Source organism: Pseudomonas sp. OV546, from assembly GCF_900116845.1.
Lineage (GTDB): Bacteria > Pseudomonadota > Gammaproteobacteria > Pseudomonadales > Pseudomonadaceae > Aquipseudomonas > Aquipseudomonas petroselini.
On record NZ_FPCE01000016.1, the window covers coordinates 20,322 to 45,356 of the forward strand.

A 25,035-nucleotide genomic window follows, 5' to 3' on the forward strand; every position below is an offset into this window, starting at 1 on the left:
TGCCGGCCGCCAGCCATCCCCGTGCGGCGGAGCACAGCATGATTTGGATGCAGGGGGGAGGAACCTTAGCGCGTAACACGGGCCCGCGACAATGGGCAAAGCCCGCTTTAATCCAGCGCTGGCGCCACAAATGCCTCATGGGAGAACTCGCTGGCATGACGCGATACCCACTCGCGGGCCAGGGTTTCGAGTTGCTGGGGTGTCGGCTCGGCATCTTCGTGCTGGCGGCAGTAACGCTCTATCCGGCATGCTTGCTCACCCATGCGTGCACCGAACAAGGCATGTTCATCGGTAAACGAAATGCCGACGCGGTAGCCGGTTTCCACCTTGCGGCACCACGCCACATAACCCGGATAACGCGCACTGGGGCCCAAGGACGGGATATGCAGGTCAACCGCCGTGCCCTCGCGCCAGGCACGCGGCCAATTGCAGGCGACACCGCCCAGGCCGATAGTGTGCAGGCGTTGGCGGGGGACAGCGGGAGAGGGGCGTTGGATTAACTCGACAGCGACATCATCAGGGTGAGGTAAAAAACGACCCATGTACACGGACTCCGAGCACCGTCCAATTGACGGCAGTGGCAGCAGTATAGTGAAGGAACTGGAATTGACCGACCTGGATATTGACCAGCAATTGCTGGGATTGCCAGGTATTTCGCTCGTCGTGTTCACAAGCCATGGGTGTTCCAGTTGCCGTTGGGCGCGCCAGCAATTACCGGGCTGGCCGCTGCCGGTGGACCGGCTGTGCTGGGTGGACGCCGGGCACAACGGCGGTGCGGTCGAACGCTACCAGATCTTTCATTTGCCGGCGTTGTTCGTGGTGTGCGAGGGTCAATTCCTCGGGCAGATACAGACACGTCTTACGCGTGACGACGTTTTCGATGCCGTAAAACAGGCACTCACCCGTCCACCTGAGGATTTGCCATGACAGCAGCTACACCCCAATCGCCACGGATCGGCATCATCGGCACCGGCGCCATCGGTGGTTTCTACGGCTTGATGCTGGCGCGCGCCGGTTTCGATGTGCACTTCCTGTTGCGCAGTGAATACACGGCCGTCAGCGAGCACGGCCTGCACGTGAACAGCACGGTGCATGGAACCCTGCACCTGCACCCGGTGCAGGCGTACGCCCGTGCTGCCGATATGCCGCCGTGCGACTGGCTGCTGGTGGGCACCAAGTCGACCGGCAACGTCGAGCTGGCCCCGACCCTCGCCCAGGTGGCGGCCCCGGATGCCAAGGTGGTATTGCTGCAAAACGGCCTCGATGTCGAAGACAGCCTGCGTGAACACTTGCCGGCATCGCTGCACCTGCTGGGAGGCCTGTGCTACATCGGCGTGCACCGTTCTGCCCCCGGCGTTGTCGAGCATCAGGCGTTGGGCCGGGTCAACCTGGGTTACCACAGTGGCTCGGCGGCCAATGATGACGCCGGGCAAAAGGCGATTGTCGAAGCCGGTGCGGCGCTGTTTCATCAGGCCGGCATCGAGTCCCAGGCCATGGCCAATGTGCATCAGGCCCGTTGGCACAAGTTGGTGTGGAACGTGCCCTACAACGGCCTCTCCGTGTTATTGGGCACCGGCACCACGGCCATGATGGCGGACGAGTCCAGTCGTGAGCTGATCCAGGCGCTGATGGCCGAAGTGGTGCAGGGCGCCCACGCTTGTGGCCATGACATTCCCCAAAGCTACGCCGAGCAGATGTTCACCATGACCGAAACCATGGCCGACTACCTGCCGAGCATGTACCACGACCACGTGCATAAACGCCCGCTGGAACTGGCGGCGATCTATGCCCGGCCACTCGCCGCCGCCAAAGCCGCCGGTTGCGAACTGCCGCGGATGCAGGCGCTTTACCAGGCCTTGAGTTTTATTGATCGGCACAACCGCTGAGTCGAGGGACACACCATGGCAAAAGGATTGGGCGACAAACTGGTGCTGGCGATTTCGTCGCGGGCACTGTTCGACCTGAGCGACAGCCACAAGGTCTACCTCGCGCAAGGCGTCGAGGCTTACCGCCAGTACCAGATCGAACACGAAGAAGAATTCCTTGAGCCCGGCGACGCCTTCCCGTTGGTCAAAAAGCTGCTGAGCCTGAATGCCAGCCTTGGCCGTGCCCGGGTCGAAGTGGTACTGGTGTCGCGCAACAGTGCTGACACCGGCCTGCGCGTGTTCAACTCTATTCAGCATTACGGTCTGGATATTTCCCGCGCCGCTTTCGTAGGAGGGCGTAGTCCTTATCCTTATTTGGCCGCCTTTGGTTGCCATCTGTTTCTTTCGACCCATGCTGAAGATGTACGCAGTGCCCTCGATGCCGGGTTCGCGGCGGCGACGATTTTGTCCGGCGGCCCGAACCGCGCTTCCAGCGAAGAATTGCGCATTGCCTTTGACGGTGACGCCGTGCTGTTTTCCGATGAGTCGGAGCGGGTGTACCAGGCCGGCGGCCTGGAAGCGTTCCAGGCCAATGAGCGGGAGTCGGCACGCCAGCCGTTGCACGGCGGTCCGTTCAAAGGTTTTTTGGCGGCACTCAACTTGTTGCAGCGCGAGTTTCCAGATGACGCGTGCCCCATCCGCACCGCGCTGGTCACCGCCCGCTCGGCGCCGTCCCACGAGCGTGTGATCCGCACCTTGCGTGAATGGGATATACGTCTGGACGAGTCCTTGTTCCTCGGCGGCCTGGAAAAATCCGCGTTCCTGGAAGCGTTCGCCGCCGACGTGTTTTTCGATGATCAGGCCGGTCATTGCGAGAAAGCCAGGGAGTTTGTGGCCACCGGGCATGTACCCCATGGCATCAGTAATGAGGTGAAGATGTAACTCAATCCAAGTCGTCCGGGCGCTGCTAAGCTCAGTTCATCTCCGCCATCCTGGCAGCCCAGGAGGTTCTATGATTCGTTCGATGCTGTACGCCACGGACCTCGGCCTGTATGCGCCTTATGTGATGCAGCATGCGCTGGCGTTGGCGCGGACGTTCAAGGCGGACTTGTATGTGATTCATGTGGTCGAGCCCATCGGGCTGTTCGCCGAATCGGTGCTGCAGAGCTACCTTGATGAGCAGGCCCTGAGTGAATGGCAGAGCCAGGGGCTGACCACGGTGATGGCGACGATCGAACAGCGGATGCTGGACAGTTTTCGCGAAGAGTTGGGGGATGGGGAGCAGGACCTGAAGTTGATTCGTTCGGTACGGGTGATCCAGGGCGACCCGTGCGAGGTGATACTCGACCAACTGCGTAAACTTTCCGTGGATCTGTTGATCGTAGGCAGTCATAGCCATGCAACCGCAGCGGCTACTCCGTTGGGGCGCACCGCTGCACGGGTGCTGCAGTTGTCTACGGTGCCGGTTTACCTGGTGCCTTCGTTGCAACGTCGACGCAGTGATGACGTCTGATGGGTGAAAACGATAAAAAGTTCTAGATTTATCCATCAAACCTTTAATATAGTTATATACCGTCGCTGATACCCGTGGCGTCTATCTGCTTTGAGGGACACATATGAAGCTCCAACAACTGCGCTACATCTGGGAAGTGGCGCACCACGACCTCAACGTTTCCGCTACCGCTCAAAGCCTTTACACCTCGCAACCCGGTATCAGCAAGCAGATCCGCCTGCTCGAAGACGAGTTGGGCGTCGAAGTGTTCGCGCGCAGCGGCAAGCACCTCACCCGTGTCACGCCGGCCGGTGAGCGCATCATCACCACCGCTGGCGAGATCCTGCGCAAAGTCGAAAGCATCAAGCAGATCGCCCAGGAATTCTCCAACGAGAAGAAGGGCACGCTGTCCATCGCCACCACTCACACCCAGGCGCGTTATGCGTTGCCGCCGGTGATTCGCGATTTCATCAAGCAGTACCCTGACGTGGCCCTGCACATGCACCAGGGTTCGCCGATGCAGATCGCCGAGATGGCCGCTGATGGCACCGTCGATTTCGCCATTGCCACCGAAGCCCTGGAGCTGTTCGGTGACCTGGTGATGATGCCGTGCTACCGCTGGAACCGTTGCGTCGTCGTGCCTCAGGGGCACCCGCTGGCCAAGCTGCCGAAGCTGACCCTGGAAGCCCTGGCTGAATACCCGATCGTGACTTACGTGTTCGGCTTCACCGGCCGCTCCAAACTCGACGAAGCCTTCAGCCATCGCGGCCTGACGCCGAAAGTGGTGTTCACCGCCGCCGACGCCGACGTGATCAAGACTTACGTGCGCCTGGGCCTGGGCGTCGGGATCGTCGCGAAGATGGCGGTCGACACCGCACTCGACAAAGACCTGGTGGTGCTCGATGCCAGCGAGCTGTTCGAGTCCAGTGTGACCAAGATCGGCTTCCGTCGTGGCACGTTCCTGCGTGGCTTCATGTGCGATTTCATTGAGAAGTTTGCGCCGCACCTCACCCGTGAGGTCATGGCCAAGGCGATCCAGTGCCACAACAAGCAGGAGCTGGAAGCGCTGTTCGACGGCGTAGAACTACCGGTTCACTGACACTCTGGGGAGGGCGCAAACGCCCTCCCCACAGTAAGCCCGGCCCTAGGGTTATTTAGCCTCGGTAACCGTGAAATGTTGCCGAGCGCCTGCTACCAGAATCTCCACCTCATCCCCTTCGAACTTGCCCAGCAGGCTTTTGCCCAGCGGTGAGCGCGGGGTGATGACGGTCACCGGTTGCCCGACCACGTCCACTTTCAAGCCCGCCGCATCCGGCGCCAGGAACAGCCATTGCTGGCGGCCATTCTCGTCTTCCAGACCCAGTAGCGCGCCGACCGCTATGCCCCGCTGATCATCGTAGGGGCGCAGTGCCATGGCCTGGCACAGCGTCAACGCCTGCTTGATCTCCTCGACACGCTTGGCTTGCCCGGCCGCCAGGTAAGAGGCCTCCAGACCCAAGGTGTCGTACTTGTTTTCGGCGATATTTTCTTCGTGGGTCGCGGTTTCGTAGGCGGTCTGCGCGGCACGTTGGGCAATGTCGAGATCGACGCTGAGCTTTTCCAGGATCAGCTGGTGGACGGCGTGTTTATTCATGGTCATCAATCACAGAATTGCAGGACATTGGCACGTGTCTTTTCGTTGGGCGCGTTCTGGTCCTGTTGCAGCCAGAACTGGCATTTGGGGTTGGACAGGTTGCGCGCATTGTTGCGCGCCTGGTCCAGGCTTTGTTGCTGTTCCTGCTTCTGCAGGTTCTGCTGGTATTGCTCGAACATACGATTCGGCGGTTCCGGTGCCACCACCGCAGGCTTGCCCAATTGCTGCACCGCCTGGGCCACCGGCGCCAGGCTCTGCGGGAACAGGTAGCGCGAGGCCAGCCAAGTGGTCAGCACGATGGCGATAAACCCCAGCCATACGCCGAACGCGATAGAGACACTGAGCTTGAACAGCGACAACGAACGATCGGACATGATTGCCTCCTGGCGGGCATTTGCGGCGTGGCGGCGATTGTCGCACAGCCACTGTGCAGAATAATCGCGATCAAGCCTTCTGCATCCGTGCATTTATGCGGACAATCGAGCCTTTGAACGTTGGAGCCCGGAATGAGAGCCCGCTGGGATATTTTTTGCAGCGTCGTCGACAACTACGGCGACATCGGCGTGACCTGGCGCCTGGCCCGGCAATTGGTGGTGGAGCATGCCTGTGATGTGTGCTTGTGGGTCGACGACCTGCGCGCCTTCGAACGCATGTGCCCGGACATTGATGTGCGGCAAGACCTGCAATGGCAGGAAGGCGTGCAAGTGCGCCATTGGCCGGCCGAATGGGTGGCGGCGCCCGCGGCGGATGTGGTGATCGCCGCGTTTGCCTGCCAGTTGCCACCTGAGTACATGGAAGCCATGTCGGCCCACGAGCGCGTGCCGTTGTGGATGAACCTGGATTACCTCAGTGCCGAAGAATGGGTGGTGGGCTGCCACAAGCTGCCGTCGGTGAAATTCAAGGGGGTGCAGAAGTTCTTCTTCTTCCCTGGGTTCAGGCCTGGCACCGGTGGCCTGCTGCGCGAGGCGGGATTGCTGGAGCAGCGTCAGGCGTTTCAGCAGGATGCCAGCGCGCAGCAACATTTCCTGCAAGCCTTGGGCGTGTCTCCTACAGCCGGAGCGCGGCTGATCTCACTGTTTGCCTACGAAAATGCTGGGCTGGCCAGTTGGCTGGAGATGTTATCGACGGACGGGCGTGCCACTCATCTGTTGGTTCCCGAGGGGCGCATTCTCAGCGATGTGCAGCGCTGGCTGGGCCTGGACCGGCTGGCAGCGGGGGATATCCACCAGCGCGGAGCACTGACGGTGCAGGTGATTGCGTTCGTCCGCCAAGAGCAATATGACCGGCTGTTGTGGTGCTGCGACTTCAACGCCGTGCGCGGCGAAGACTCGTTCGTGCGCGCCCAATGGGCCGGTCGGCCGCTGCTGTGGCACATCTATCGACAGGACGAAGACATCCATCTCGACAAGCTCGACGCGTTCCTCGAGCTGTACACCGCCGACTTATCACCGGACGCAAGGGCGGCGCTGATCGGGCTCTGGCAAGCCTGGAACACCGAGGCCGATATGGCCCAAGCGTGGAAAAGGCTGCTGGAACACTGGCCGGAGGTGAGCCTGCACGCTGAAACATGGTGTCTGGAACAGGGCTTGCAGGCCGATCTTGCGACGGCGCTGGTGCAGTTTTATGAAAGTTGGATATGATACGCCACCTTGAATTTTGTAAATCCCATCCAAATTTCGGATATATGCAATGAAAACTGGTAAAGAACTGAAACCCGGTACAGTGATCCGTCTCGAAAACGACCCTTGGCTGGTTCAGAAAGCTGAGTTCACCAAGTCTGGTCGTAACAGCGCAATCATGAAGACCAAGCTGAAGAACCTGCTGACCGGTTACAAGACCGAGATCGTCTACAGCGCCGATGACAAACTGGACGACGTGATCCTCGACCGCAAAGAAGCGACCCTGTCCTTCATCAGCGGCGACACCTACACGTTCATGGACACCACCGACTACACCATGTACGAGCTGAACGCTGAAGATATCGAAGCCGTTCTGCCGTTCATCGAAGAAGGCATGGAAGACGTCTGCGAAGCTATTTTCTTCGAAGAGCGCCTGGTTTCCGTAGAGCTGCCGACCACCATCGTGCGTAAAGTGGCCTACACCGAAGGTTCCGCTCGCGGCGACACTTCGGGCAAGGTGATGAAGCCTGCCAAGCTGAGCAACGGTACCGAACTGCAAGTCGCCGATTTCATCGAAATCGACGACCTGATCGAGATCGACACCCGCGAAGGTGGCTCGTACAAAGGTCGCGCCAAGAAGTAATTCTGGCCCTGCCGATACGAAAAAAGCCCGACCTTGAGTCGGGCTTTTTTGTGGGCGTTACCTTTTACTTCAAGTGTTGCTTCAGCTCGTCCGAGGCCAGGAGCAGGGCTGAACGTACGGCCGGCACCTGGCTGACGACGTTGAGCAAACCGTAGTCGTGGATCATGCCGTTGTAGCGCACAGCGGTCACCGGTACACCGGCCTGGTCGAGCTTGCGTGCATAGGCTTCGCCTTCATCGCGCAGCACGTCGGCTCCCGCCGTCTGAATCAGCGCGGGCGGCAAGCCCTTGAGCTGGTCAGGGGTGGCCCGCAGCGGCGAGGCGTAGAGCTCGGCGCGTTGCTTGGCGTCGGTGGTGTAGTTGTCCCAGAACCACTTCATCATGTTACGGGTGAGGAAGTGCCCTTCGGCGTATTGGTTGTAGGACGCGGTGTCGAAGTTGGCGTCAGTCACCGGCCACAGCAGCAGTTGGAACTTGATCGCCGGCGTGCCCTTGTCCTTGGCCATCAGGCTGACCACCGCCGCCATGTTGCCGCCGACACTGTTGCCTGCAACCGCCAGGCGCTTGCCGTCGACGTTGATCTCTTGGCCGTGCTCGGCCACCCATTTTGTCGCGCCGTAGGCCTGGTTGATCGCCACCGGATAATGCGCTTCCGGCGAAGGCGTGTAGTTGACGAACACCGCCACCGCCCCCGAACCCACCACCAAATCCCGTACCAGGCGTTCATGGGTCGGGTAGTCCCCGAGCACCCAGCCGCCGCCGTGGAAAAACATGAACACAGGCAATGTGCCCTTGACCCCGGCCGGACGCACGATGGTCAGGTCCAGCGGCTTGCCATCGACCTGAATGGTCTTCTGGCTCACATCCGCCTTGGGCAAGGTCAGCTTCACGCCGGCCTGGGCGCCGGTCAGTACGGCACGAGCGTCCTTGGGCGTCAGCTGTTCGATCGGTTTGCCGGTGCCTGCGTTCAACACATCCAGGAACGCCTGGGTGGTGTGCTCGACCTCACCGGTCGCAGCAAAGGCGTGGGTGATGGACAGGGCGAGCAGGGTGCCGGCGAGCGCTTTACCAATGGTGTTCATGTTCTTCTCCAGGGGCGGCCAAGGTCATTTAGACGGTGACGTGCAGGCGTACATCGACGTTGCCACGGGTGGCGTTGGAGTACGGGCAGACGTGGTGAGCGGCGTCGACCAGGCTTTGCGCGTCGTCCTGGGCCAGGCCCGGCAGGCTGATGTGCAGGTCGATATCCAGACCGAAACCACCGGTGATCTGGCCAATGCCGACGTGGGCAGTGATCGAGGCGTCATCCGGGATTTTGCGTTTGGTCTGGCTGGCGACAAATTTCAGGGCGCCGATAAAGCACGCCGAGTAGCCGGCAGCGAACAGTTGTTCAGGGTTGGTGGCCTGGCCACCGGCACCACCCAGTTCTTTGGGGGTGGAGAGTTTGACATCGAGGATGTTGTCGCTGGAAACAGCACGACCGTCACGGCCGCCGGTGGCGGTAGCGACTGCGGTATAGAGTGTTTGCATAGTGTTTTCCTCTTTGTGTGCAGCGCAAAACATTTGCGCGCTAAGTAGTTGGTGAGGTGAATGTATAGCGCTAATGTTTAGTGCGCAAGATAAATTTATAAAATATTTTCGTGCATCAGAAACTAATGTGGGAGGGGGCTTGCCCCCGATGACGGTCGCTCAGTCAACATCGCTGTCGACAGACATTCCGCTATAGGGGGCAAGCCCCCTCCCACATTGCATGGTTTTGCTGTTCTAAATTGCGTTCTGCAGATTGCTGCGCAGTGCAATCAAATCAGCTTGCAGCTTGCGCAGTTGCTCCAGCTCCAGGCCGCTGGCGCCAAGTATGCACTGCGGAATGCCCATGGCCTTGTCCTGCAGGGCCCGGCCGGCGTCGGTCAACTCTACGACGACCACCCGTTCATCTTCGCGACTGCGGGTACGGCTGAGCAGGCCTTCAGCTTCCAGGCGCTTGAGCAGGGGGGTGAGCGAGCCCGGATCGGTCAGCAGGCGGCTGCTGATTTCACCGACGGTCAGCCCATCCTCTTCCCACAGCACCATCATGGCCAGGTATTGCGGGTAGGTGAGGCCAAGGGCTTGCAGCAGTGGCTTGTAGACCTTGGTCATCAGCAGCGAAGTGGAGTGCAGGGCAAAACACAGCTGGTTGTCCAGCATCAGTGATTCGCAGGGATCAGGGTTTTTGCTCATGGTGGTACCTCGAAAAGCGTGTCTACGCTGGAATCTAGCGGGCAAATCTTTAATGCGCCAGATAATTCTGTTCGAGCGCTCAGACCAAGCCACTTTGCAGTGCCAGGTCCCAGGGCGGCACCGGGCTGAAACGGGTTTTCAGGTATTCCAGCAACAGCCGGCTGCGCGCATTGGGTTGTTGTTCCAGGCGCAGCGCATAGATCCCGGTGGTCTCCGGACTGGGCAGGCCGTTTTCGCAAAACAGCGGTAGCAGTTCGCCACGCACCAGGTACTCACTGGCCAGCCACGTCGGCAGGTGGGCGATACCCAGCCCGGCCAGAGCGCCGGACAGCAAGGCTTCGGCGTTATTGGCGCTCATGCGGATGCGTTGCGGGCGATAAGTCGCGCGGCGCCCGTCCAGTTCGAAGCGCCAAGCGAACATCGGCGCCAACCCGTCCCAGTCGAGCCCGTCGTGCTCGCTCAGCTCCCGAGGATGAAGTGGCGTGCCACGGCTTTTCAGATACGCCGGACTGGCACAGGCGATGCGCACGATGCTGGCCAAGGGCGTGGCGATCAACCGGGTGTCGACGATATGCCCGGCGCGCAACACCAGGTCCACCTTGCCCAGGTGCGCGCCCTGCATGTCCACAAAGCTGTCGATCAAATGCAAGTGCACATCCAGGCCTGGGTACACGTTGAGGAAGTCCGCAATCACCGGCGCCAGGTGCCGCCGCCCAAACGCTGCGGGCGCGTCCACCCGAATCAGGCCCTCCGGCGCATGGCTCAGGGACACCGCCTCAGCCCGCGCCAGCTGCAACTCGCTGACAATCCGCCGCGCCCGTTCGGCAAACGCCAAGCCTGCCGGGGTCGGCACCACCGCGTGGGTGCTGCGCTGGAACAGGCGGCTGCCCACCGAGCTTTCCAGGCTGTCGATACGCCGCGCTACGGCCGAGGGTGTCAGCGGATGGCGGCGCGCGGCGGCGGAAAAGCTGCCGGTCTCCAGTACATCAAGGAACAGGCCCAGTTGATCGGTGAGGGTATTGGGGTTCATCGAAAAGCCGCTTATGCGAGATTGGCACAGCCATTGTGCGTTGCTGTGCGTTTCCACGCTAGAGCCGACTGCGTAGCATGCAAGGCTTGGGATTGCGGAGTAACAAACGGTGGTGGATTTAGTGATGTACCTGGTGTTGGGCGCGGCGCTCGGCACGGTGGGCGGTCTGTTTGGTATTGGCGGCGGGCTGATAGCAATCCCGGTGCTGGGCGTGCTGTTCGGCCTGGATCAGCAGTTGGCCCAAGGCACAGCGCTGGTGATGGTGGTGCCCAACGTGATGCTGGCGCTGTGGCGCTATCACCAACGCAACCGCATTGAGCTGCGCCATGCGCTGCCCTTGGGCGTCATGGGGTTCACCTTTGCCTGGCTGGGTTCGATCTGGGCGGTGGGCCTGGACGCGGGGGCCATGCGCATTGGCTTTATCGCTTTCCTGCTGACACTTTCAGCCTACAACCTGCTGCGCATGTTCACCCGCAACGCGCCGCCGACCGCGCAGATGCGTTACTCCTGGCCATGGCTTGGGGTGCTGGGTGCCGCCTCCGGCTCCATGGGCGGTTTGTTCGGTGTGGGCGGTGCGGTGGTCGCCACGCCAGTGCTGACCAGTCTGTTCGGCACCACCCAGGTGGTTGCCCAAGGCTTGTCCCTGGCGTTGGCATTGCCCAGCACCGGCGTGACACTGGTGACTTACGCCTGGCACCAGGAAGTGGACTGGATGATCGGCGTACCGTTGGCCGTCGGCGGGTTGCTCAGTATCAGTTGGGGCGTGAAGGTCGCCCATGCACTGCCGGAGCGCATATTGCGCGGTCTGTTCTGCGGCTTCCTGGTGGTGTGCGCAGTGATGCTGACCTTTAAAGTCTGAAGCCTTCGAGGATGTACTCCGCCAAGCATTCGGTGATGGGGGAGGTCATTGCCGGGTTGCATAGCAAGCGCAGATTCATCGACGGCAGCGGCGGAAAACCTTCTTCGCTGCCGAGTACGCGCAGGTCTTCCGTCACCAGGCTTTCCATGCTGACCATCACGGCCAGTCCGGCGCTCACCACGGCCTGAATCGCCGCCACGTTAGAGCTGTGGTAGGCCAGCCGGTAATCGCGCCCGGCGGCGTCCAGCGCTGCCCGGGTCCACTGGGTGCAGAAACTGTCGACCCCGGAAATCGCCAGTGGCAGCGCGTCGTGCTCGTCCACGCAGAAGCACGGGGCGGCCACCCACACCATGCGTTCGGTACGCAACAGCTCGCCGACTTCATTGCCGGGCTCGCGGCTGATGACCGTCAGGGCCAGGTCGCGACGTTGCATCAGCACCGTCGACGCCTCGCAGTGCATCTCGATCTGGATGAGTGGATACGCCTTGGAAAACCGTTTGAGAATCCCCGGCAGGAAACGCATCACGTAGTCATCCGGCGTACCGATACGCACCAGCCCCACCATGTGCGGTTCGCGCAGGGTGTTGAACACTTCGCTGTGCAGTTTCAGGATGCGCCGCGCGTACCCCAGTAATACCTGGCCTTCGGGCGTCAGCCGCACCTGGCGACCGTCGCGCTCGAACAGCTTGCGCTGCAACACGTCTTCTTCCAGGCGCTTCATCTGCATACTCACCGCCGACTGCGTACGGTTGACCAGTTCGCCGGCGCGGGTAAAACCGCCCTGGTCGGCGATGGCGACGAAGGTGCGCAGCACTTCAGTGTCGATGCTCGGGTAGCCGGACAATTGATCAATCTCCGAGATGTATTGCATAAGAAACATTCGTTGGATTGATCTTAAGCCCAGGCACACACTTGCGCCATCCCCACTGGAGGGCGAGAAGATGAAAGGTCAACGAGGGTTTGTATTGATGGCGAAGCGTCCGTTTTCCGGGCTTTTTCAGAAGGTGGCTCGTTGGCAGGCGCTGCATGAGGAGCGCCAGGTGCTGGCGAACTTGAGCGATGATGCACTCAAGGACATCGGCCTCAATCGCGGCGACGTCGAGCAGGACCGCCACCTGCATTTCTGGCAAGACCCGCTGCGCAAATGATCGCGGATGCAGTAGGGTGGTCGGCGCGCCCCCACGGAGAACCCCATGCCCGCCGACCTGTCGTTTTCACTCAAGCAAGCTCGACGCATGGCGCTGGCGGCCCAGGGTTTTTCCGGGCGCCAGGCGCCTGCACTGATCAAGGCTGCGCACCTCAACCGCATGATCGAGCGCCTGGGCGTCTTGCAGATTGATTCGGTCAATGCCGTGGTGCGCTCCCATTACTTGCCGCTGTTTTCCCGTCTGGGCAACTACTCCCCGCTGATACTTGAACAAGCCGCTTGGAGCCAGGGGCGGCGGCGCTCGCTGTTCGAATACTGGGGGCATGAGGCGTCGCTGTTGCCGATGGCGCTGTACCCGCTGATGCGCTGGCGCATGGAGCGGGCCAAGCAGGGCCAGGGCATTTATTCGCAAATGGCGCGCTTCGGGCGTGAGCAGCAGGCCACGATTCAGCGTGTGTTGCAGACCGTCGAGGAGCAGGGCGCATTGGGGGCGGGCAGCTTGTCGACCCGAGAGGAACGCGCCGGCCCGTGGTGGGACTGGAGCGACGAGAAACATGCGCTGGAATGGCTGTTTGCCGCAGGCTTGGTCACGGTGGCCGGTCGCCGTGGGTTTGAGCGGCTCTATGATTTGCCGGAGCGGGTCATTCCCGGCGATATCCTGCAAACCACGGTCACTGAAGCTGAGGCCCTGCGCGGCTTGCTGTTGCACAGTGCGACTGCGCTGGGCGTGGGGACCGAGAAGGACTTGCGCGATTACTTCCGTCTCGACCCCGCCGACAGCCGCAATCGCCTGGCCGAATTGGTCGAGGATGGCCAGCTGCAGGTGTGCCAGGTACAAGGCTGGAAACAACCGGCTTACTGCCTGCCCGAGCCCAAAGTGCCGCGCAAGGTGTCGGCCAGCGCCTTGCTGTCGCCGTTCGATTCGCTGGTGTGGGAGCGTGCGCGTACCGAGCGTTTGTTCGATTTCCGTTACCGCCTGGAGATCTACACCCCGCAAGACAAGCGGGTGTACGGCTACTACGTGCTGCCGTTTCTGCACAATGAACGGATCGCCGCACGCATTGATTTACGCGCCGAACGCGCCAGTGGGCGCCTGGCCGTGCATGCGGTGCATGAGGAAGAGCCGGGGTTGGATGAGGAGGGCATGTTGGCGCTGGCGCAGAACCTTCGGCAAATGGCCGACTGGCTGGGGCTGGAACAGGTGCAGCTCAATTGCCAAAGGCCGAGTGCCGACCGGTTGCGGGCGGCAATGATCAGCATGGATGTTGGTCTTTAAGGCCTCATCGGGGGCAAGTCGAATCGTCGCACCGTCCCTCCCACATTTTGATCTGTGAATACATTCACGTGTGGGAGGGGGCTTGCCCCCGATGAGGCCCTGAAGGCAACTAAAAATCTCAGCGCTTCACCTGTTTCAACGTCTCGGCAATCAAAAACGCCAATTCCAGCGACTGATCGGCATTCATCCGTGGGTCGCAGTGGGTGTGATAGCGGTCCGACAAACCGTCCTCGGTGATCGGCCGCGCGCCGCCGATGCATTCGGTGACGTTCTGCCCGGTCATCTCGATGTGAATCCCGCCGGCATAGCTGCCTTCGGCCTGGTGCACCTGGAAGAACTCCTTCACCTCGCCCAGGATCTGCGCAAAGTCGCGGGTCTTGTAGCCGCTGCTGGCCTTGATGGTGTTGCCGTGCATCGGGTCCGAGCTCCACAGCACTTGCTTACCCTCGCGCTGCACCGCGCGAATCAGGTTGGGCAGGTGGTCGCCGACCTTGCCTGCGCCCATGCGTGCGATCAGGTTCAGGCGGCCGGGGTCGTTGTCCGGGTTGAGGATGTCGATCAGCCGGATCAGGTCATCCGGGTTCATGCTCGGGCCGACCTTGACCCCGATCGGGTTGTTCACCCCACGCAGGAACTCGACGTGGGCACCGTCCAGTTGGCGTGTGCGGTCGCCGATCCACAGCATGTGGGCCGAGCAGTCGTAGTAGTCGTTGGTCAGGCTGTCACGGCGCACGAAGGCTTGCTCGTAGTTGAGCAGCAGCGCTTCGTGGGCGGTGAAGAAGCTGGTTTCGCGCAGTTGCGGCGAACTGTCCATGCCGCAGGCGCGCATGAACGCCAGGGTTTCGTCAATGCGGTCGGCCAGTTGGCTGTACTTTTCGGCCAGCGCGGAGTTGGCGATGAAGTCCAGGTTCCACTTGTGCACCTGGTGCAGGTCGGCGAAGCCACCCTGGGCAAAGGCGCGCAGCAGGTTCAGGGTGGCGGTGGACTGGTGGTAGGACTGCAATAGGCGGTCCGGGTCCGGCACACGGCTTTTTTCGTCGAAGCCGATACCGTTGACGATGTCGCCACGGTAGGCGGGCAGGGTGATGCCGTCGATGGTTTCATCGTTGGCCGAACGCGGCTTGGCGAACTGGCCGGCCATGCGTCCCACTTTGACCACCGGGCAACCGGCCGCGAAGGTCATCACAATGGCCATCTGCAGCAGCACCTTGAAGGTGTCGCGGATTTTTGCGGCGGAGAACTCGGCAAAACTCTCGGCGCAGTCACCCCCTTGCAACAGGAACGCGCGACCCTGGGTGACCTCGGCAAACTGGCGGCGCAACTCGCGGGCTTCCCCGGCGAACACCAGCGGCGGGTAGCTGGCCAGGCTTTGCTCCACGTGCAGCAAGTGCGCAGCGTCCGGGTACTGGGGTTGTTGCTGGATTGGCAGGGCGCGCCAGCTGTCGGGGCTCCAGGGTTGGCTCATCATGAACTCGATTGGGTGGTTGACGGTCGGGTGCCAATGTTATCAGCAATTAGTGCGTGACCTGTTGCCGCCGGTTCGCCGACAATCGCGCCTTTGCCGTGTAGCAAACCCGTTAGGAGTAGTGATGACCGAGGAGCGTGTCGAGCGCCTGCTGGCTGAAGTCCATGATGATTTCGGCATGATCCGTGTGCTCGAAGTGGCCGATTACCGTTTTCTCGAGTTTGGCGACGCCATCGAGCAAAGCTGCGTGTTCACTGCCGACCCAAGCTGGCTGGAGTACGACTACACCCGCGCGATGCTGATTGGTGCGCTGTGCCATGAGCAGCCGGAAAGCGCGCTGTTCCTTGGCCTGGGCGCCGGCACGCTGACCCAGGCGTGCCTGAAGTTCCTGCCGCTGGACGATGTGGAAGCCATCGAACTGCGCCCCGATGTGCCGCGCCTGGCCATCGAGTATCTGGGGCTGGATGATGACCCGCGTTTGTACATCCGCGTCGGCGACGCGCTGGAGTTACTCGACAGCGCCGAATCGGCCGACCTGATTTTCGTCGACCTTTATACCGATGTCGGCCCCGGCGTCGGGCACCTGGCGTGGACGTTCCTGGAGAACTGCCAGAAGAAACTCAACCCCGGCGGCTGGCTGGTGATCAACCAGTGGGCGACCGACGATGGCAAGCCGCTGGGCGCAGCGTTGTTGCGTGGCTTGTACCACCGCCATTATTGGGAACTGCCGGTGAAGGAGGGCAATGTGATTCTGTTGGTGCCGTCCGAGCTGGACCAAGAACTGGACAGGGGGGCGCTCTCGGACCGTGCCGAAGCGTTGGCGCCGCGGTTGGGGTACTCGTTGCAGCCGTTGATCAAGGCGATTCGGCCGGCAACTTAGTTGTCTGCACCGACGCCATCGGGGGCAAGCCCCCTCCCACAGTTTGGAATGCGGTCGAATGTGGGAGGGGGCTTGCCCCCGATGAGGCCATCACTGCCTGAACTCAAATGCCCTTGAACACCCCCGGCCGCTTCTCGACCATCGCCCGCACGCCTTCCTTGGCATCCTCGCTGTTGAGCAGTTTATCCACCATCGGCGGCAACGCGGCTGCCGCCACGGTTTCACCTTCCATGCGCGCCAACCGGGCCGACATCAACGTGGCCTGCACACCCAGTGGCGCCTGACGGGCGATGCGGTGGGCCAATTCGACGGCGCGCGGCAGCAGGTCTTCGCTGGCCATCACTTCCTGCACCAAACCCAGGCGCAGCGCGTCATGGGCGTCGAACTCATCGCCGGTGAGCAGCCAGCGCATCGCGTTGCCCCAGCCGGCGACCTGATGAAAGCGCAACGTCGCGCCGCCGAACGGAAAGATGCCACGCTGAACTTCCATCTGCGCAAAGCGCGTGTTGCTTGCGCAAAGATTGATATCCGCCGCCAGCATCAACTCGATACCGATCGTCAGGCAGTAGCCTTGGGCCGCGACGATTACCGGTTTGCTCACGCGCGGCCCGGCAAACACGCCCCAGGGATCACACCCACCCAGCGGCGGTTGCCAGCCACCGGCCATCACGCCGCTGACATTGGCCAGGTCCAGCCCGGCCGTGAAGTGATCACCATGGGCAAACACCACCGCCACCCGCGCGTCGTCATTTCGATCAAATTCGCCATACGCCAGGCTCAGCTCATTGAGCAGGTCCAAGTCGAAAGCGTTGCGTTTGGCCACCCGGTCCAGGCCCAGCAACAGGACATGGCCCTGGAGTTCTCGGCTGACGCGGCTGCTGCTGGCTGGATTCATCGGGGGTGCCCTCGGGCGCGGGGAAGGGTTTCAGACCAAAGGGCCTGAAAGGTCGGGTGAACCGTTTAAGCGTTATGACCAGCAGGGCCGGGCCTTTGAAAAATAGACCCTGCCGGTGTTCTCTGCAAAGGCTGTGACGCAGCTCGGTTTATCAGTGCTTTGCGATAAAAAAAGCTCCCTTTTTCAGCTATTTCCGGTATAGTGCGCGCCGGCCTTTAACCGGGCCGCGTTTAGGTAGCGCAATTCCCCGAAGTCAGCTTCGGCTGCACGTCCGCACAGCGGACTCTCCCTTGACGAATCTTTTTCATTCATTCGTTTTCGCAAATCCCCGCCGACAAAGCAGCCAGGGCGACTCTTGAGTCTCAACACGGCATGCGCAGCTTTGGAGCATGGGTCTTTGCGGATGCACTTAGAGGCAGACCCATGACCCAGGAAACCGGCGGCTTCGCCGCTTTTAATCTTAACCCGAACATTCTCGCTGCCGTCATCGCGACCGGCTACGAAGAACCTTCGGCGATTCAGCAGCAATCGATCCCGATCATCATGGCCGGCCAGGACATGATTGGCCAGGCGCAAACCGGTACCGGTAAAACCGCCGCGTTCGCCCTGCCTATCCTGCATTGCATCGATCCTGCCAAGCGCGAACCGCAGGCCCTGATCCTGGCGCCAACCCGTGAGTTGGCGCTGCAAGTAGCAACCGCTTTTGAAACCTACGCCAAGCAAATGCCAGGCGTAACCGTTGTGGCCGTTTACGGCGGCGCGCCTATGGGCCCACAACTCAAAGCTATCCGTAACGGCGCACAGATCGTTGTCGCCACCCCGGGCCGTCTGTGCGACCACCTGCGTCGTGACGAGAAAGTCTTGTCGACCGTGAACCACCTGGTTCTCGACGAAGCTGACGAAATGTTGAAGCTGGGCTTCATGGATGACCTGGAAGTCATCTTCAAGGCACTGCCACCGACCCGTCAGACCGTACTGTTCTCGGCCACCCTGCCACAGTCGATCCGTGCCATTGCCGAACGCCACCTGCGCGATCCGCAACACGTGAAGATCCAGACCAAGACTCAGACCGTTACCGCGATCGAACAGGCTCACCTGTTGGTTCACGCTGACCAGAAGACCTCGGCTGTATTGAGCCTGCTGGAAGTCGAAGACTTCGACGCCCTGATCATGTTCGTGCGTACCAAGCAAGCGACCCTGGACCTGGCCAGTGCCCTGGAAGCGAAAGGCTATAAAGCCGCTGCGCTGAACGGTGACATCGCACAGAACCAACGTGAGCGCGTGATCGACTCCCTCAAGGATGGCCGTCTGGACATCGTTGTGGCGACCGACGTTGCCGCCCGTGGTCTCGACGTTCCACGTATCACCCACGTGTTCAACGTTGACATGCCGTACGACCCAGAGTCCTACGTTCACCGTATCGGCCGTACCGGCCGTGCCGGTCGCGAAGGCCGTGCACTGCTGCTGGTGACTCCACGTGAGCGCCGCATGCTGCAAGTGATCGAGCGTGTAACCGGCCAGAAAGTTGCCGAAGTCCGCCTGCCGGATGCCCAGGCAGTCCTGGATGCGCGCATCAAGAAACTGACCAACAGCCTGGCGCCACTGGTGGCTGACGCTGAATCGACCCACGGCGACCTGCTGGACCGCCTGACCGCCGATATCGGTTGCACCCCGCGTGCCCTGGCTGCAGCTCTGCTGCGCAAAGCCACCAACGGTCAGGCCCTGACCCTGGCAGCCATCGAGAAAGAACGTCCACTGGTTCCGAACAACGCGCCACGCGGTGATCGTCCAGAGCGTACCGGTGACCGTCCAGACCGCGGTGACCGTGAGCGTCGCGCTCCGGTGCCACTGGCTGAAGGCCGTGCTCGCTGCCGTACCGCGCTGGGCGCGCGTGATGGCATCGCTGCCAAGAACCTGCTGGGCGCTATCCTCAACGAGGGTGGCCTGGCACGTGAAGCCATCGGTCGCATCCAGGTGCGTGACAGCTTCTCCCTGGTGGAGCTGCCGGAAGACGGTCTGGAAAAACTGCTGACCAAGCTGAAAGACACCCGCGTTGCCGGTAAGCAGCTGAAGCTGCGTCGCTACCGCGAAGATTGATCCGCCCTTGGGCTGATTGATCGAACATAAAAAATCCCCGACTGGTTCGGGGATTTTTTTTGCCTGGCATTTCTGGATCAGCACTCGGTCAACGGTGGGAGCAAGCCCCACAGTTCGATTTCCATCAGCCGAAACGGTAGATGTCCATCCCCAGCGCGCCCAGCGTGAAGCCCTGGTGCGCCACGCTGAAATCGCCACCGGCGCCCCGCGCAAAATACAGCGGCAGCAGGTGCTCATCGCTGGGATGACTGCGCACCGCATGGGGCGCCTGTCGGCGATAGTCATGCAATGCAGCCTCATCATTGGCGGCCAGCTTATCCACCACCCAGTCACGGAAGTCCCGTGCCCACGGCTCAATGCTTTCGGCCCCCGCGTGCCAGTCCAGTTCGCCCAGGTTATGGGTGATGCTGCCCGAGCCGATCAACAACACGCCTTGCTCACGCAGACTGCTCAAGGCATGCCCGACGCGTGTCTGCAGGGCAGGGCCCATACGGCTGGGCAGGGACACCTGCACCACCGGAATGTCAGCCGCCGGGTACATCAGCGACAGTGGCACCCAGGTGCCGTGGTCAAACGGGCGGCGCTCGTCTATGCGTGCATTCAGGCCATCGGTGTGCAGCAGTTGGACAATCTCGCTGGCCAGTTGCGGATCGCCCGGCGCCGGGTACTGCACCGCAAACAGTTCGCGAGGGAAGCCGCCGAAGTCATGCCAGGTTTCGGGCGCGGGGCTGCCGCTGACCAGCAGTTCATGGCTCTCCCAGTGTGCCGACACCACCACGATCGCCTTGGGCCGTGGCAGCTCGGCAGCCAGACGCTGCAATGCCGGGCCGCTGGCGCCGGGTTGCAGGGCAAGCATGGGCGAACCGTGCGAGATAAACAGGCTGGGGAGCATAAGTGGGGTCCTGAGCGTTAACATGGGCCCATCTTCAATCAGATCATTGATCTAAATCTAATATAAGTTTTAGTGCCTTTTGATCGAATTTCCGGGGGGATCCATGGAGCCTAAATTTTGGCAAGAGCGCTGGGCGCGCAATCAGATCGGCTTTCACTTGCCCGAGGTCAATCCGTACCTGCTGCGGCATTGGTCGCATCTGTCCCTGGCCGATGACGCCAAAGTGCTTGTGCCGCTGTGTGGCAAAAGCCTGGACCTGATGTGGCTGGCCAGTCATGGGTTGCGCGTCATGGGCGTGGAACTGTCGGAGCAGGCCGTCGAAACGTTTTTCAGCGAGCAGAGCCTGACGCCACACATCACCCGGCGCGGTGCCTTCACGGTCTACCAGGCGGATTTGCTTGAGGTGTGGTGCGGCGATTTCTTCGCCCTGGGCGCCGAGGATCTGGCCGACTGCACCGCGCTATATGATCGCGCTGCATTGATCGCCTTGCCGCCGCTGATGCGTGCGCAATACGCCGAACATCTGAACACTTTGCTGCGCCCAGGGTGTCAGGGGCTGTTGGTCACCCTTGATTATGACCAGACCCAAAAGGCCGGGCCGCCGTTTGCGGTGACGGATGACGAAGTAGCGGTGCTGTTTGGTTTGAAATGGACCTTGGAGGTGTTGGAGGCGCGAGACATCCTGGGCGAGAGTTGGAAGTTTGTGCAGGATGGGGTTACGCGGCTTGATGAGCGTGTCTATCGGCTGGTTATGCGTTGACCGGGGCAGTTCGTGCGCGGCGCTGGGACGGCGCTGAACCTGTGGCGAGGGCGCTTGCTCCCGCCGGCTGCCTGGCAGCCGACCACCATCTAACTGTTAGGCCGCGATCCAAATGTGGGAGGGGGCTTGCCCCCGATAGCGGTGTGTCAGTCGATTCATCAGGTGTCTGATTCAGCGCTATCGGGCATCGGTATCTACACAATTCTGGCTATGGCGCTGGACCTGTGGCGAGGGAGCTTGCTCCCGCCGGCTGCCTGACAGCCGACCACCATCTAACGGTTAGGCCGCGATCCAAATGTGGGAGGGGGCTTGCCCCCGATAGCGGTGTGTCAGTCGATTCATCAGGTGACTGATTCAGCGCCATCGGGGCCTTGGTATCTACAGCACTCTGGGTATGGCGCTGAACCTGTGGCGAGGGAGCTTGCTCCCGCTGGCGGCCTGACAGCCGACCACCATCTAACGGTTAGGCCGCGATCCAAATGTGGGAGGGGGCTTGCCCCCGATAGCGGTGTGTCAGTCGATTCATCAGGTGACTGATTCAGCGCCATTGGGGCCTCGGTATCTACAGCACTCTGGGTATGGCGCTGAACCTGTGGCGAGGGAGCTTGCTCCCGCCGGCTGCCTGACAGCCGACCACCATCTAACGGTTAGGCCGCGATCCAAATGTGGGAGGGGGCTTGCCCCCGATAGCGGTGTGTCAGTCGATTCATCAGGTGACTGATTCAGCGCCATCGGGGCCTCGGTATCTACACCACTCTGGGTATGGCGCTGGACCTGTGGCGAGGGAGCTTGCTCCCGTGGCGGGCTAGCAGACGACCAGGATGTTGGATCAGACCAGGTACATATCCGTTATTTGGGTAACGGCCACTGTGGGTTCCGCTTTTACAGCGGGTCACTTTTGGAAGAGCGCCAAAAGTAACCCAAAACGCTTTGCCCCAACACTCGGCACCTCGCTCACGCTCGGTGTGCCCGTAATCCGACAGGTATTTGGGGGGCCGCCGCCCCGCGCCATCCATGGCGCGGGGCGGCTAAACCGGCATCCCTGCCGGTTTACCCCCCAAATCCCTGTCGAATTCCGGCCAGCGTGTTTGACGGGGCGCCTGAGATCAAAAGCGAGATCAAGATCAAGATCAGGATCAAGAGCGGCTCGCTTCGCATCGTGGTTAGTGTTGGTTGCTGCAAAATTGTGTGGATACCTATGGCCATTGCGAGCGCCCACAAAAAAGGGGCGATCAGATCGCCCCTCCTTGTGTCACCTTGCCATCAGCCCCGACGGCGCAGTGCGTCGATACGCTCTTCCAGCGGTGGGTGGCTCATGAACAGGCGAGCCATGCCCTGTTTGATGCCGCCGTTGATGCCGAAGGCGGTCAGGCTGTCCGGCATATGCACCGGCAGGCCCTGTTCGGAGCGCAGGTGTTGCAGTGCTGCGATCATCGCCCCGGTACCCGCCAGGCGAGCCCCGGCTTCGTCTGCGCGGAATTCCCGTTTGCGCGAGAACCACATGGTGATCGCGCTGGCCAGGAAGCCCAGCACCACTTCGGCGAAGATGGTCGCCACGAAGTAGGCAATGCCCCGGCCGCCTTCGTTCTTGAAGATCACCTTGTCGACGAAGTTGCCGATGATCCGCGCGAAAAACATCACGAAGGTGTTCACCACGCCCTGGACCAGTGCCAAGGTGACCATGTCACCGTTGGCGACGTGGCCGATTTCGTGGGCCAGCACGGCTTTCACTTCATCGTACGAGAAGCGTTCCAGCATGCCCTGGCTGACCGCAACGAGTGCGTCGTTCTTGTTCCAGCCGGTGGCAAAGGCGTTGGCTTCATAAGCCGGGAAAATCCCGACCTCGGGCATCTTGATCCCCGCCTCGCGGGACAACTGCTCGACGGTTTGCAGCAACCATTGTTCATGCCGGGTACGTGGCTGGGTGATGACCTGGGTGCTGGTGCTCATCTTCGCCATCCACTTGGAGATGAACAGCGAGAACAACGAGCCGGCGAAACCAAAGACCGCACAGAAAACCAGCAGCTGATTGAGGTTCAGGTCAACCCCGTTGGCCGCCATGAACCCGTTGAAGCCGAAAAGGCTCAAGGTGATGCTGGCAATCAGCACGACCGCAAGGTTAGTGGCCAAGAACAGCAGGATGCGCATCATGGTTGTAGAGTTCTCCTCATGCTTAATATGTCGCGTACTGCGGGGTATATAAGGTGCGGCATGGGGTGATTCAACCGAGCGACTATTTCAAACTGTGTCCTACAGCCAGAACGTAGAGCCTTGAAGGGATTTTCCGAGAGGGAAAAGGCCCCTTGATCGGTTCTTCGGTGCCTTGCAGCCCTGTAATTATAGGGGGCGGGTGGCTTTTGCGAGTCCCGCGAAGTGTTGAAGCGAGGAAAGGGCAGAGAAGTGTTGCCAGATACTCGCTGTACGACCGACTGTCGGTCGCACAGCGCCGTTTCCATTACTGGCGATAGGACTTGAGGAAGTTGCCGATGCGACCAATGGCCATGTCCAAGTCATCCACACGCGGCAAGGTCACCACGCGGAAGTGGTCCGGCCACGGCCAGTTGAACGCGGTGCCTTGCACCACCAGCAGTTTTTCCGACAGCAGCAGGTCGAGCACGAACTTCTCGTCGTTGAGGATCGGGCAGACCTTCGGGTCGATCCGCGGGAAGGCATACAGCGCCCCCATGGGCTTCACGCAGCTCACGCCCGGGATCGCATTGAGCAGCTCCCACGTACGGTTGCGCTGTTCCAGCAGGCGGCCCTGGGGCAGGATCAGGTCATTGATGCTCTGGTAGCCGCCGAGGGCGGTCTGGATCGCATGTTGGCTCGGCACGTTGGCGCACAGGCGCATGTTGGCCAGCATGTCGATGCCTTCGATGTAGCTCTGGGCGTTGTGCTTGGGCCCGGAAATGGCGATCCAGCCGGAGCGAAAGCCCGCCACGCGGTAGGACTTCGACAGGCCGTTGAAGGTCAGGCACAGCAGGTCCGGCGCCAGGGAACCGGTGCAGATATGCACCGCATCGTCGTAGAGGATCTTGTCGTAGATCTCGTCGGAGAACACCACCAGGTTGTGCTGGCGTGCCAGCTCGAGCATGCCCAGCAACACTTCCTTGGAGTACACCGCGCCTGTGGGGTTGTTCGGGTTGATGATCACCAGGGCTTTGGTATTCGGGGTGATCTTGGCCTTGATGTCGGCCAGGTCCGGGAACCAGTCGGCGCCTTCGTCACACAGGTAGTGCACCGGGTGGCCACCGGCCAGGGTCACGGCGGCGGTCCACAGCGGGTAGTCCGGCGCGGGTACCAGGACTTCGTCGCCATTGTTGAGCAGTGCCTGCATGGACATCACGATCAGCTCGGACACACCATTGCCCAGGTAGATGTCTTCGATACCGACACCTTCGACCTGCTTCTGCTGGTAGTACTGCATCACCGCCTTGCGCGCGCTGAACAGGCCCTTGGAGTCACTGTAGCCCTGGGCAGTGGGCAGGTTGCGGATCACGTCCTGGAGGATTTCGTCCGGCGCTTCGAAACCAAAGGGCGCCGGGTTGCCGATGTTCAGCTTGAGGATGCGATGGCCTTCCTCTTCCAGGCGCTTGGCGTGCTTGAGCACTGGGCCGCGAATGTCGTAGCAGACGTTGGCGAGCTTGTTCGATTTGCTGACCTGCATGGCGATGTGATCCTGAAAATGAACGATCCAGACGGTGTGGGCACTACCGTACGTTGAATCCTGCGCAGGCCGCACCCATAAATACGTTTGAATGCCGGTAGCGCGGGTGCCAGACTGGCGTTTTGAAGAGGCGCAATCATACGTGCCGCCTGATCTATGGAAAAGATACAGATCAGGGTTTTTCAATTGCCGAGGTGTACCGATGGAAAAGCTGCAGAAAACCGTTGATGAATGGAAGGCAATGCTCGACCCAGAGCAGTACAACGTGTGCCGTCTCAAGGGCACCGAGCGGCCTTTCAGCGGCAAGTACAACGCAACCAAGACCGACGGCGTGTATCACTGCATCTGCTGCAACGCGCCGCTGTTCGATTCGACCACCAAGTTTGATTCCGGCTGCGGCTGGCCGAGCTTCTACGCGCCGATCGCCGACAGCGCGATGGTCGAGATCCGCGACGTCAGCCACGGCATGATCCGCACCGAAGTCACCTGCGCCAAGTGCGATGCGCACCTGGGCCACGTGTTCCCGGACGGCCCGCCGCCGACCGGCCTGCGTTATTGCATCAACTCGGTGTGCCTGGACCTCGTCCCGCGCTAGCGAT

At 61.1% G+C, this 25,035-nt stretch carries 27 protein-coding genes; 14 read left to right on the forward strand and 13 right to left on the reverse strand.

What is annotated here, in order from left to right:
* Positions 1-107: 107 nt before the first annotated feature.
* A complete protein-coding gene (locus BM403_RS27070; RefSeq protein WP_012722983.1) occupies positions 108-542 on the reverse strand; it encodes a PilZ domain-containing protein in 435 nt (144 codons plus the stop codon).
* Between BM403_RS27070 and BM403_RS27075 the strand changes: the two genes are divergently transcribed.
* From BM403_RS27075 to cysB, 5 genes are all read left to right on the forward strand, one after another.
* Positions 541-927, forward strand: a complete 387-nt coding sequence (locus BM403_RS27075) for a YbbN family protein (protein WP_012722984.1) — start codon at positions 541-543, stop codon at positions 925-927. The genes BM403_RS27070 and BM403_RS27075 overlap by 2 nt on opposite strands.
* Positions 924-1,886 (forward strand): putative 2-dehydropantoate 2-reductase, encoded by a 963-nt coding sequence (locus BM403_RS27080; protein WP_012722985.1) that lies wholly within the window; start codon positions 924-926, stop codon positions 1,884-1,886. The genes BM403_RS27075 and BM403_RS27080 overlap by 4 nt, the downstream gene beginning before the upstream one ends.
* 15 nt (positions 1,887-1,901) lie before the next feature.
* Positions 1,902-2,807, forward strand: a complete 906-nt coding sequence (locus BM403_RS27085) for a 5'-nucleotidase (RefSeq protein ID WP_012722986.1) — start codon at positions 1,902-1,904, stop codon at positions 2,805-2,807.
* Between the two features lie 70 nt (positions 2,808-2,877).
* Entirely contained in the window at positions 2,878-3,378 is a 501-nt protein-coding gene (locus BM403_RS27090) for a universal stress protein (RefSeq protein WP_093546052.1), read from the forward strand.
* Between the two features lie 103 nt (positions 3,379-3,481).
* On the forward strand, positions 3,482-4,456 hold the full coding sequence (gene cysB / locus BM403_RS27095) for an HTH-type transcriptional regulator CysB (protein ID WP_010211864.1): 975 nt from the start codon (positions 3,482-3,484) through the stop codon (positions 4,454-4,456).
* A 51-nt stretch (positions 4,457-4,507) separates the two neighbouring features.
* On the opposite strand, the gene BM403_RS27100 is transcribed toward cysB, so the two are convergent.
* Positions 4,508-4,990: a GreA/GreB family elongation factor gene (locus tag BM403_RS27100; RefSeq protein WP_012722989.1), complete on the reverse strand. Its 483-nt coding sequence runs from the start codon at positions 4,988-4,990 to the stop codon at positions 4,508-4,510.
* Between the two features lie 5 nt (positions 4,991-4,995).
* Positions 4,996-5,364 (reverse strand): hypothetical protein, encoded by a 369-nt coding sequence (locus BM403_RS27105; RefSeq protein WP_043205008.1) that lies wholly within the window; start codon positions 5,362-5,364, stop codon positions 4,996-4,998.
* Positions 5,365-5,496: 132 nt separating this feature from the next.
* Between BM403_RS27105 and earP the strand changes: the two genes are divergently transcribed.
* Both earP and BM403_RS27115 read left to right on the forward strand, forming a co-directional pair.
* On the forward strand, positions 5,497-6,630 hold the full coding sequence (earP, locus tag BM403_RS27110) for an elongation factor P maturation arginine rhamnosyltransferase EarP (RefSeq protein WP_093546055.1): 1,134 nt from the start codon (positions 5,497-5,499) through the stop codon (positions 6,628-6,630).
* Positions 6,631-6,679: 49 nt separating this feature from the next.
* Positions 6,680-7,252, forward strand: a complete 573-nt coding sequence (locus BM403_RS27115) for an elongation factor P (RefSeq protein ID WP_003172723.1) — start codon at positions 6,680-6,682, stop codon at positions 7,250-7,252.
* Between the two features lie 64 nt (positions 7,253-7,316).
* On the opposite strand, the gene BM403_RS27120 is transcribed toward BM403_RS27115, so the two are convergent.
* From BM403_RS27120 to BM403_RS27135, 4 genes are all read right to left on the reverse strand, one after another.
* Entirely contained in the window at positions 7,317-8,333 is a 1,017-nt protein-coding gene (locus BM403_RS27120) for an alpha/beta hydrolase fold domain-containing protein (protein ID WP_093546058.1), read from the reverse strand.
* A 28-nt stretch (positions 8,334-8,361) separates the two neighbouring features.
* Positions 8,362-8,781, reverse strand: a complete 420-nt coding sequence (locus BM403_RS27125) for an organic hydroperoxide resistance protein (RefSeq protein WP_093546061.1) — start codon at positions 8,779-8,781, stop codon at positions 8,362-8,364.
* Positions 8,782-9,015: 234 nt separating this feature from the next.
* Complete coding sequence (locus BM403_RS27130; RefSeq protein ID WP_093546064.1) at positions 9,016-9,468, reverse strand: MarR family winged helix-turn-helix transcriptional regulator; 453 nt, start codon at positions 9,466-9,468, stop codon at positions 9,016-9,018.
* A 79-nt stretch (positions 9,469-9,547) separates the two neighbouring features.
* A complete protein-coding gene (locus BM403_RS27135) occupies positions 9,548-10,498 on the reverse strand; it encodes a LysR family transcriptional regulator (protein WP_049709297.1) in 951 nt (316 codons plus the stop codon).
* 109 nt (positions 10,499-10,607) lie between these two features.
* Between BM403_RS27135 and BM403_RS27140 the strand changes: the two genes are divergently transcribed.
* A complete protein-coding gene (locus BM403_RS27140; protein ID WP_012722996.1) occupies positions 10,608-11,357 on the forward strand; it encodes a sulfite exporter TauE/SafE family protein in 750 nt (249 codons plus the stop codon).
* Here the strand turns inward: BM403_RS27140 and BM403_RS27145 are convergent.
* Positions 11,347-12,228 carry a LysR family transcriptional regulator gene (locus tag BM403_RS27145; protein WP_093546067.1) on the reverse strand — a complete coding sequence of 294 codons (882 nt, stop codon included), beginning with the start codon at positions 12,226-12,228 and terminating at the stop codon, positions 11,347-11,349. The genes BM403_RS27140 and BM403_RS27145 overlap by 11 nt on opposite strands.
* Before the next feature lie 70 nt (positions 12,229-12,298).
* On the opposite strand from BM403_RS27145, the gene BM403_RS27150 reads away from it, so the two are divergent.
* Both BM403_RS27150 and BM403_RS27155 read left to right on the forward strand, forming a co-directional pair.
* A complete protein-coding gene (locus tag BM403_RS27150; protein ID WP_043205011.1) occupies positions 12,299-12,505 on the forward strand; it encodes a DUF1127 domain-containing protein in 207 nt (68 codons plus the stop codon).
* Positions 12,506-12,550: 45 nt separating this feature from the next.
* The gene (locus BM403_RS27155; RefSeq protein WP_093546073.1) at positions 12,551-13,780 is read left to right on the forward strand and encodes a winged helix-turn-helix domain-containing protein; all 1,230 of its coding nucleotides are present in this window, start codon (positions 12,551-12,553) and stop codon (positions 13,778-13,780) included.
* Positions 13,781-13,898: 118 nt separating this feature from the next.
* Here the strand turns inward: BM403_RS27155 and BM403_RS27160 are convergent, their stop codons facing one another.
* Positions 13,899-15,245, reverse strand: coding sequence for a class II 3-deoxy-7-phosphoheptulonate synthase (locus BM403_RS27160; protein ID WP_012723000.1), 1,347 nt, complete (start codon positions 15,243-15,245; stop codon positions 13,899-13,901).
* Between the two features lie 124 nt (positions 15,246-15,369).
* Here BM403_RS27160 and BM403_RS27165 point away from each other — a divergent pair, with 124 nt between their 5' ends.
* Complete coding sequence (locus BM403_RS27165; RefSeq protein ID WP_012723001.1) at positions 15,370-16,125, forward strand: spermidine synthase; 756 nt, start codon at positions 15,370-15,372, stop codon at positions 16,123-16,125.
* Between the two features lie 103 nt (positions 16,126-16,228).
* Here the strand turns inward: BM403_RS27165 and BM403_RS27170 are convergent, their stop codons facing one another.
* The gene (locus tag BM403_RS27170) at positions 16,229-17,020 is read right to left on the reverse strand and encodes a crotonase/enoyl-CoA hydratase family protein (RefSeq protein WP_012723002.1); all 792 of its coding nucleotides are present in this window, start codon (positions 17,018-17,020) and stop codon (positions 16,229-16,231) included.
* Positions 17,021-17,443: 423 nt separating this feature from the next.
* Between BM403_RS27170 and BM403_RS27175 the strand changes: the two genes are divergently transcribed.
* Positions 17,444-19,117 carry a DEAD/DEAH box helicase gene (locus tag BM403_RS27175; RefSeq protein ID WP_003233351.1) on the forward strand — a complete coding sequence of 558 codons (1,674 nt, stop codon included), beginning with the start codon at positions 17,444-17,446 and terminating at the stop codon, positions 19,115-19,117.
* Positions 19,118-19,241: 124 nt separating this feature from the next.
* Here BM403_RS27175 and BM403_RS27180 read toward each other — a convergent pair whose 3' ends face one another.
* Entirely contained in the window at positions 19,242-20,009 is a 768-nt protein-coding gene (locus tag BM403_RS27180) for a DODA-type extradiol aromatic ring-opening family dioxygenase (RefSeq protein WP_012723003.1), read from the reverse strand.
* Positions 20,010-20,112: 103 nt separating this feature from the next.
* On the opposite strand from BM403_RS27180, the gene BM403_RS27185 reads away from it, so the two are divergent.
* Complete coding sequence (locus BM403_RS27185; RefSeq protein ID WP_012723004.1) at positions 20,113-20,769, forward strand: thiopurine S-methyltransferase; 657 nt, start codon at positions 20,113-20,115, stop codon at positions 20,767-20,769.
* Positions 20,770-22,032: 1,263 nt separating this feature from the next.
* Here BM403_RS27185 and htpX read toward each other — a convergent pair.
* Together htpX and BM403_RS27200 are read right to left on the reverse strand one after the other, a co-directional pair.
* Positions 22,033-22,920 carry a protease HtpX gene (htpX, locus tag BM403_RS27195; RefSeq protein WP_012723005.1) on the reverse strand — a complete coding sequence of 296 codons (888 nt, stop codon included), beginning with the start codon at positions 22,918-22,920 and terminating at the stop codon, positions 22,033-22,035.
* A 304-nt stretch (positions 22,921-23,224) separates the two neighbouring features.
* Positions 23,225-24,436, reverse strand: coding sequence for a pyridoxal phosphate-dependent aminotransferase (locus BM403_RS27200; protein ID WP_012723006.1), 1,212 nt, complete (start codon positions 24,434-24,436; stop codon positions 23,225-23,227).
* 202 nt (positions 24,437-24,638) lie between these two features.
* On the opposite strand from BM403_RS27200, the gene msrB reads away from it, so the two are divergent.
* On the forward strand, positions 24,639-25,031 hold the full coding sequence (gene msrB / locus BM403_RS27205) for a peptide-methionine (R)-S-oxide reductase MsrB (protein WP_012723007.1): 393 nt from the start codon (positions 24,639-24,641) through the stop codon (positions 25,029-25,031).
* The last annotated feature ends 4 nt before the right edge of the window (positions 25,032-25,035 follow it).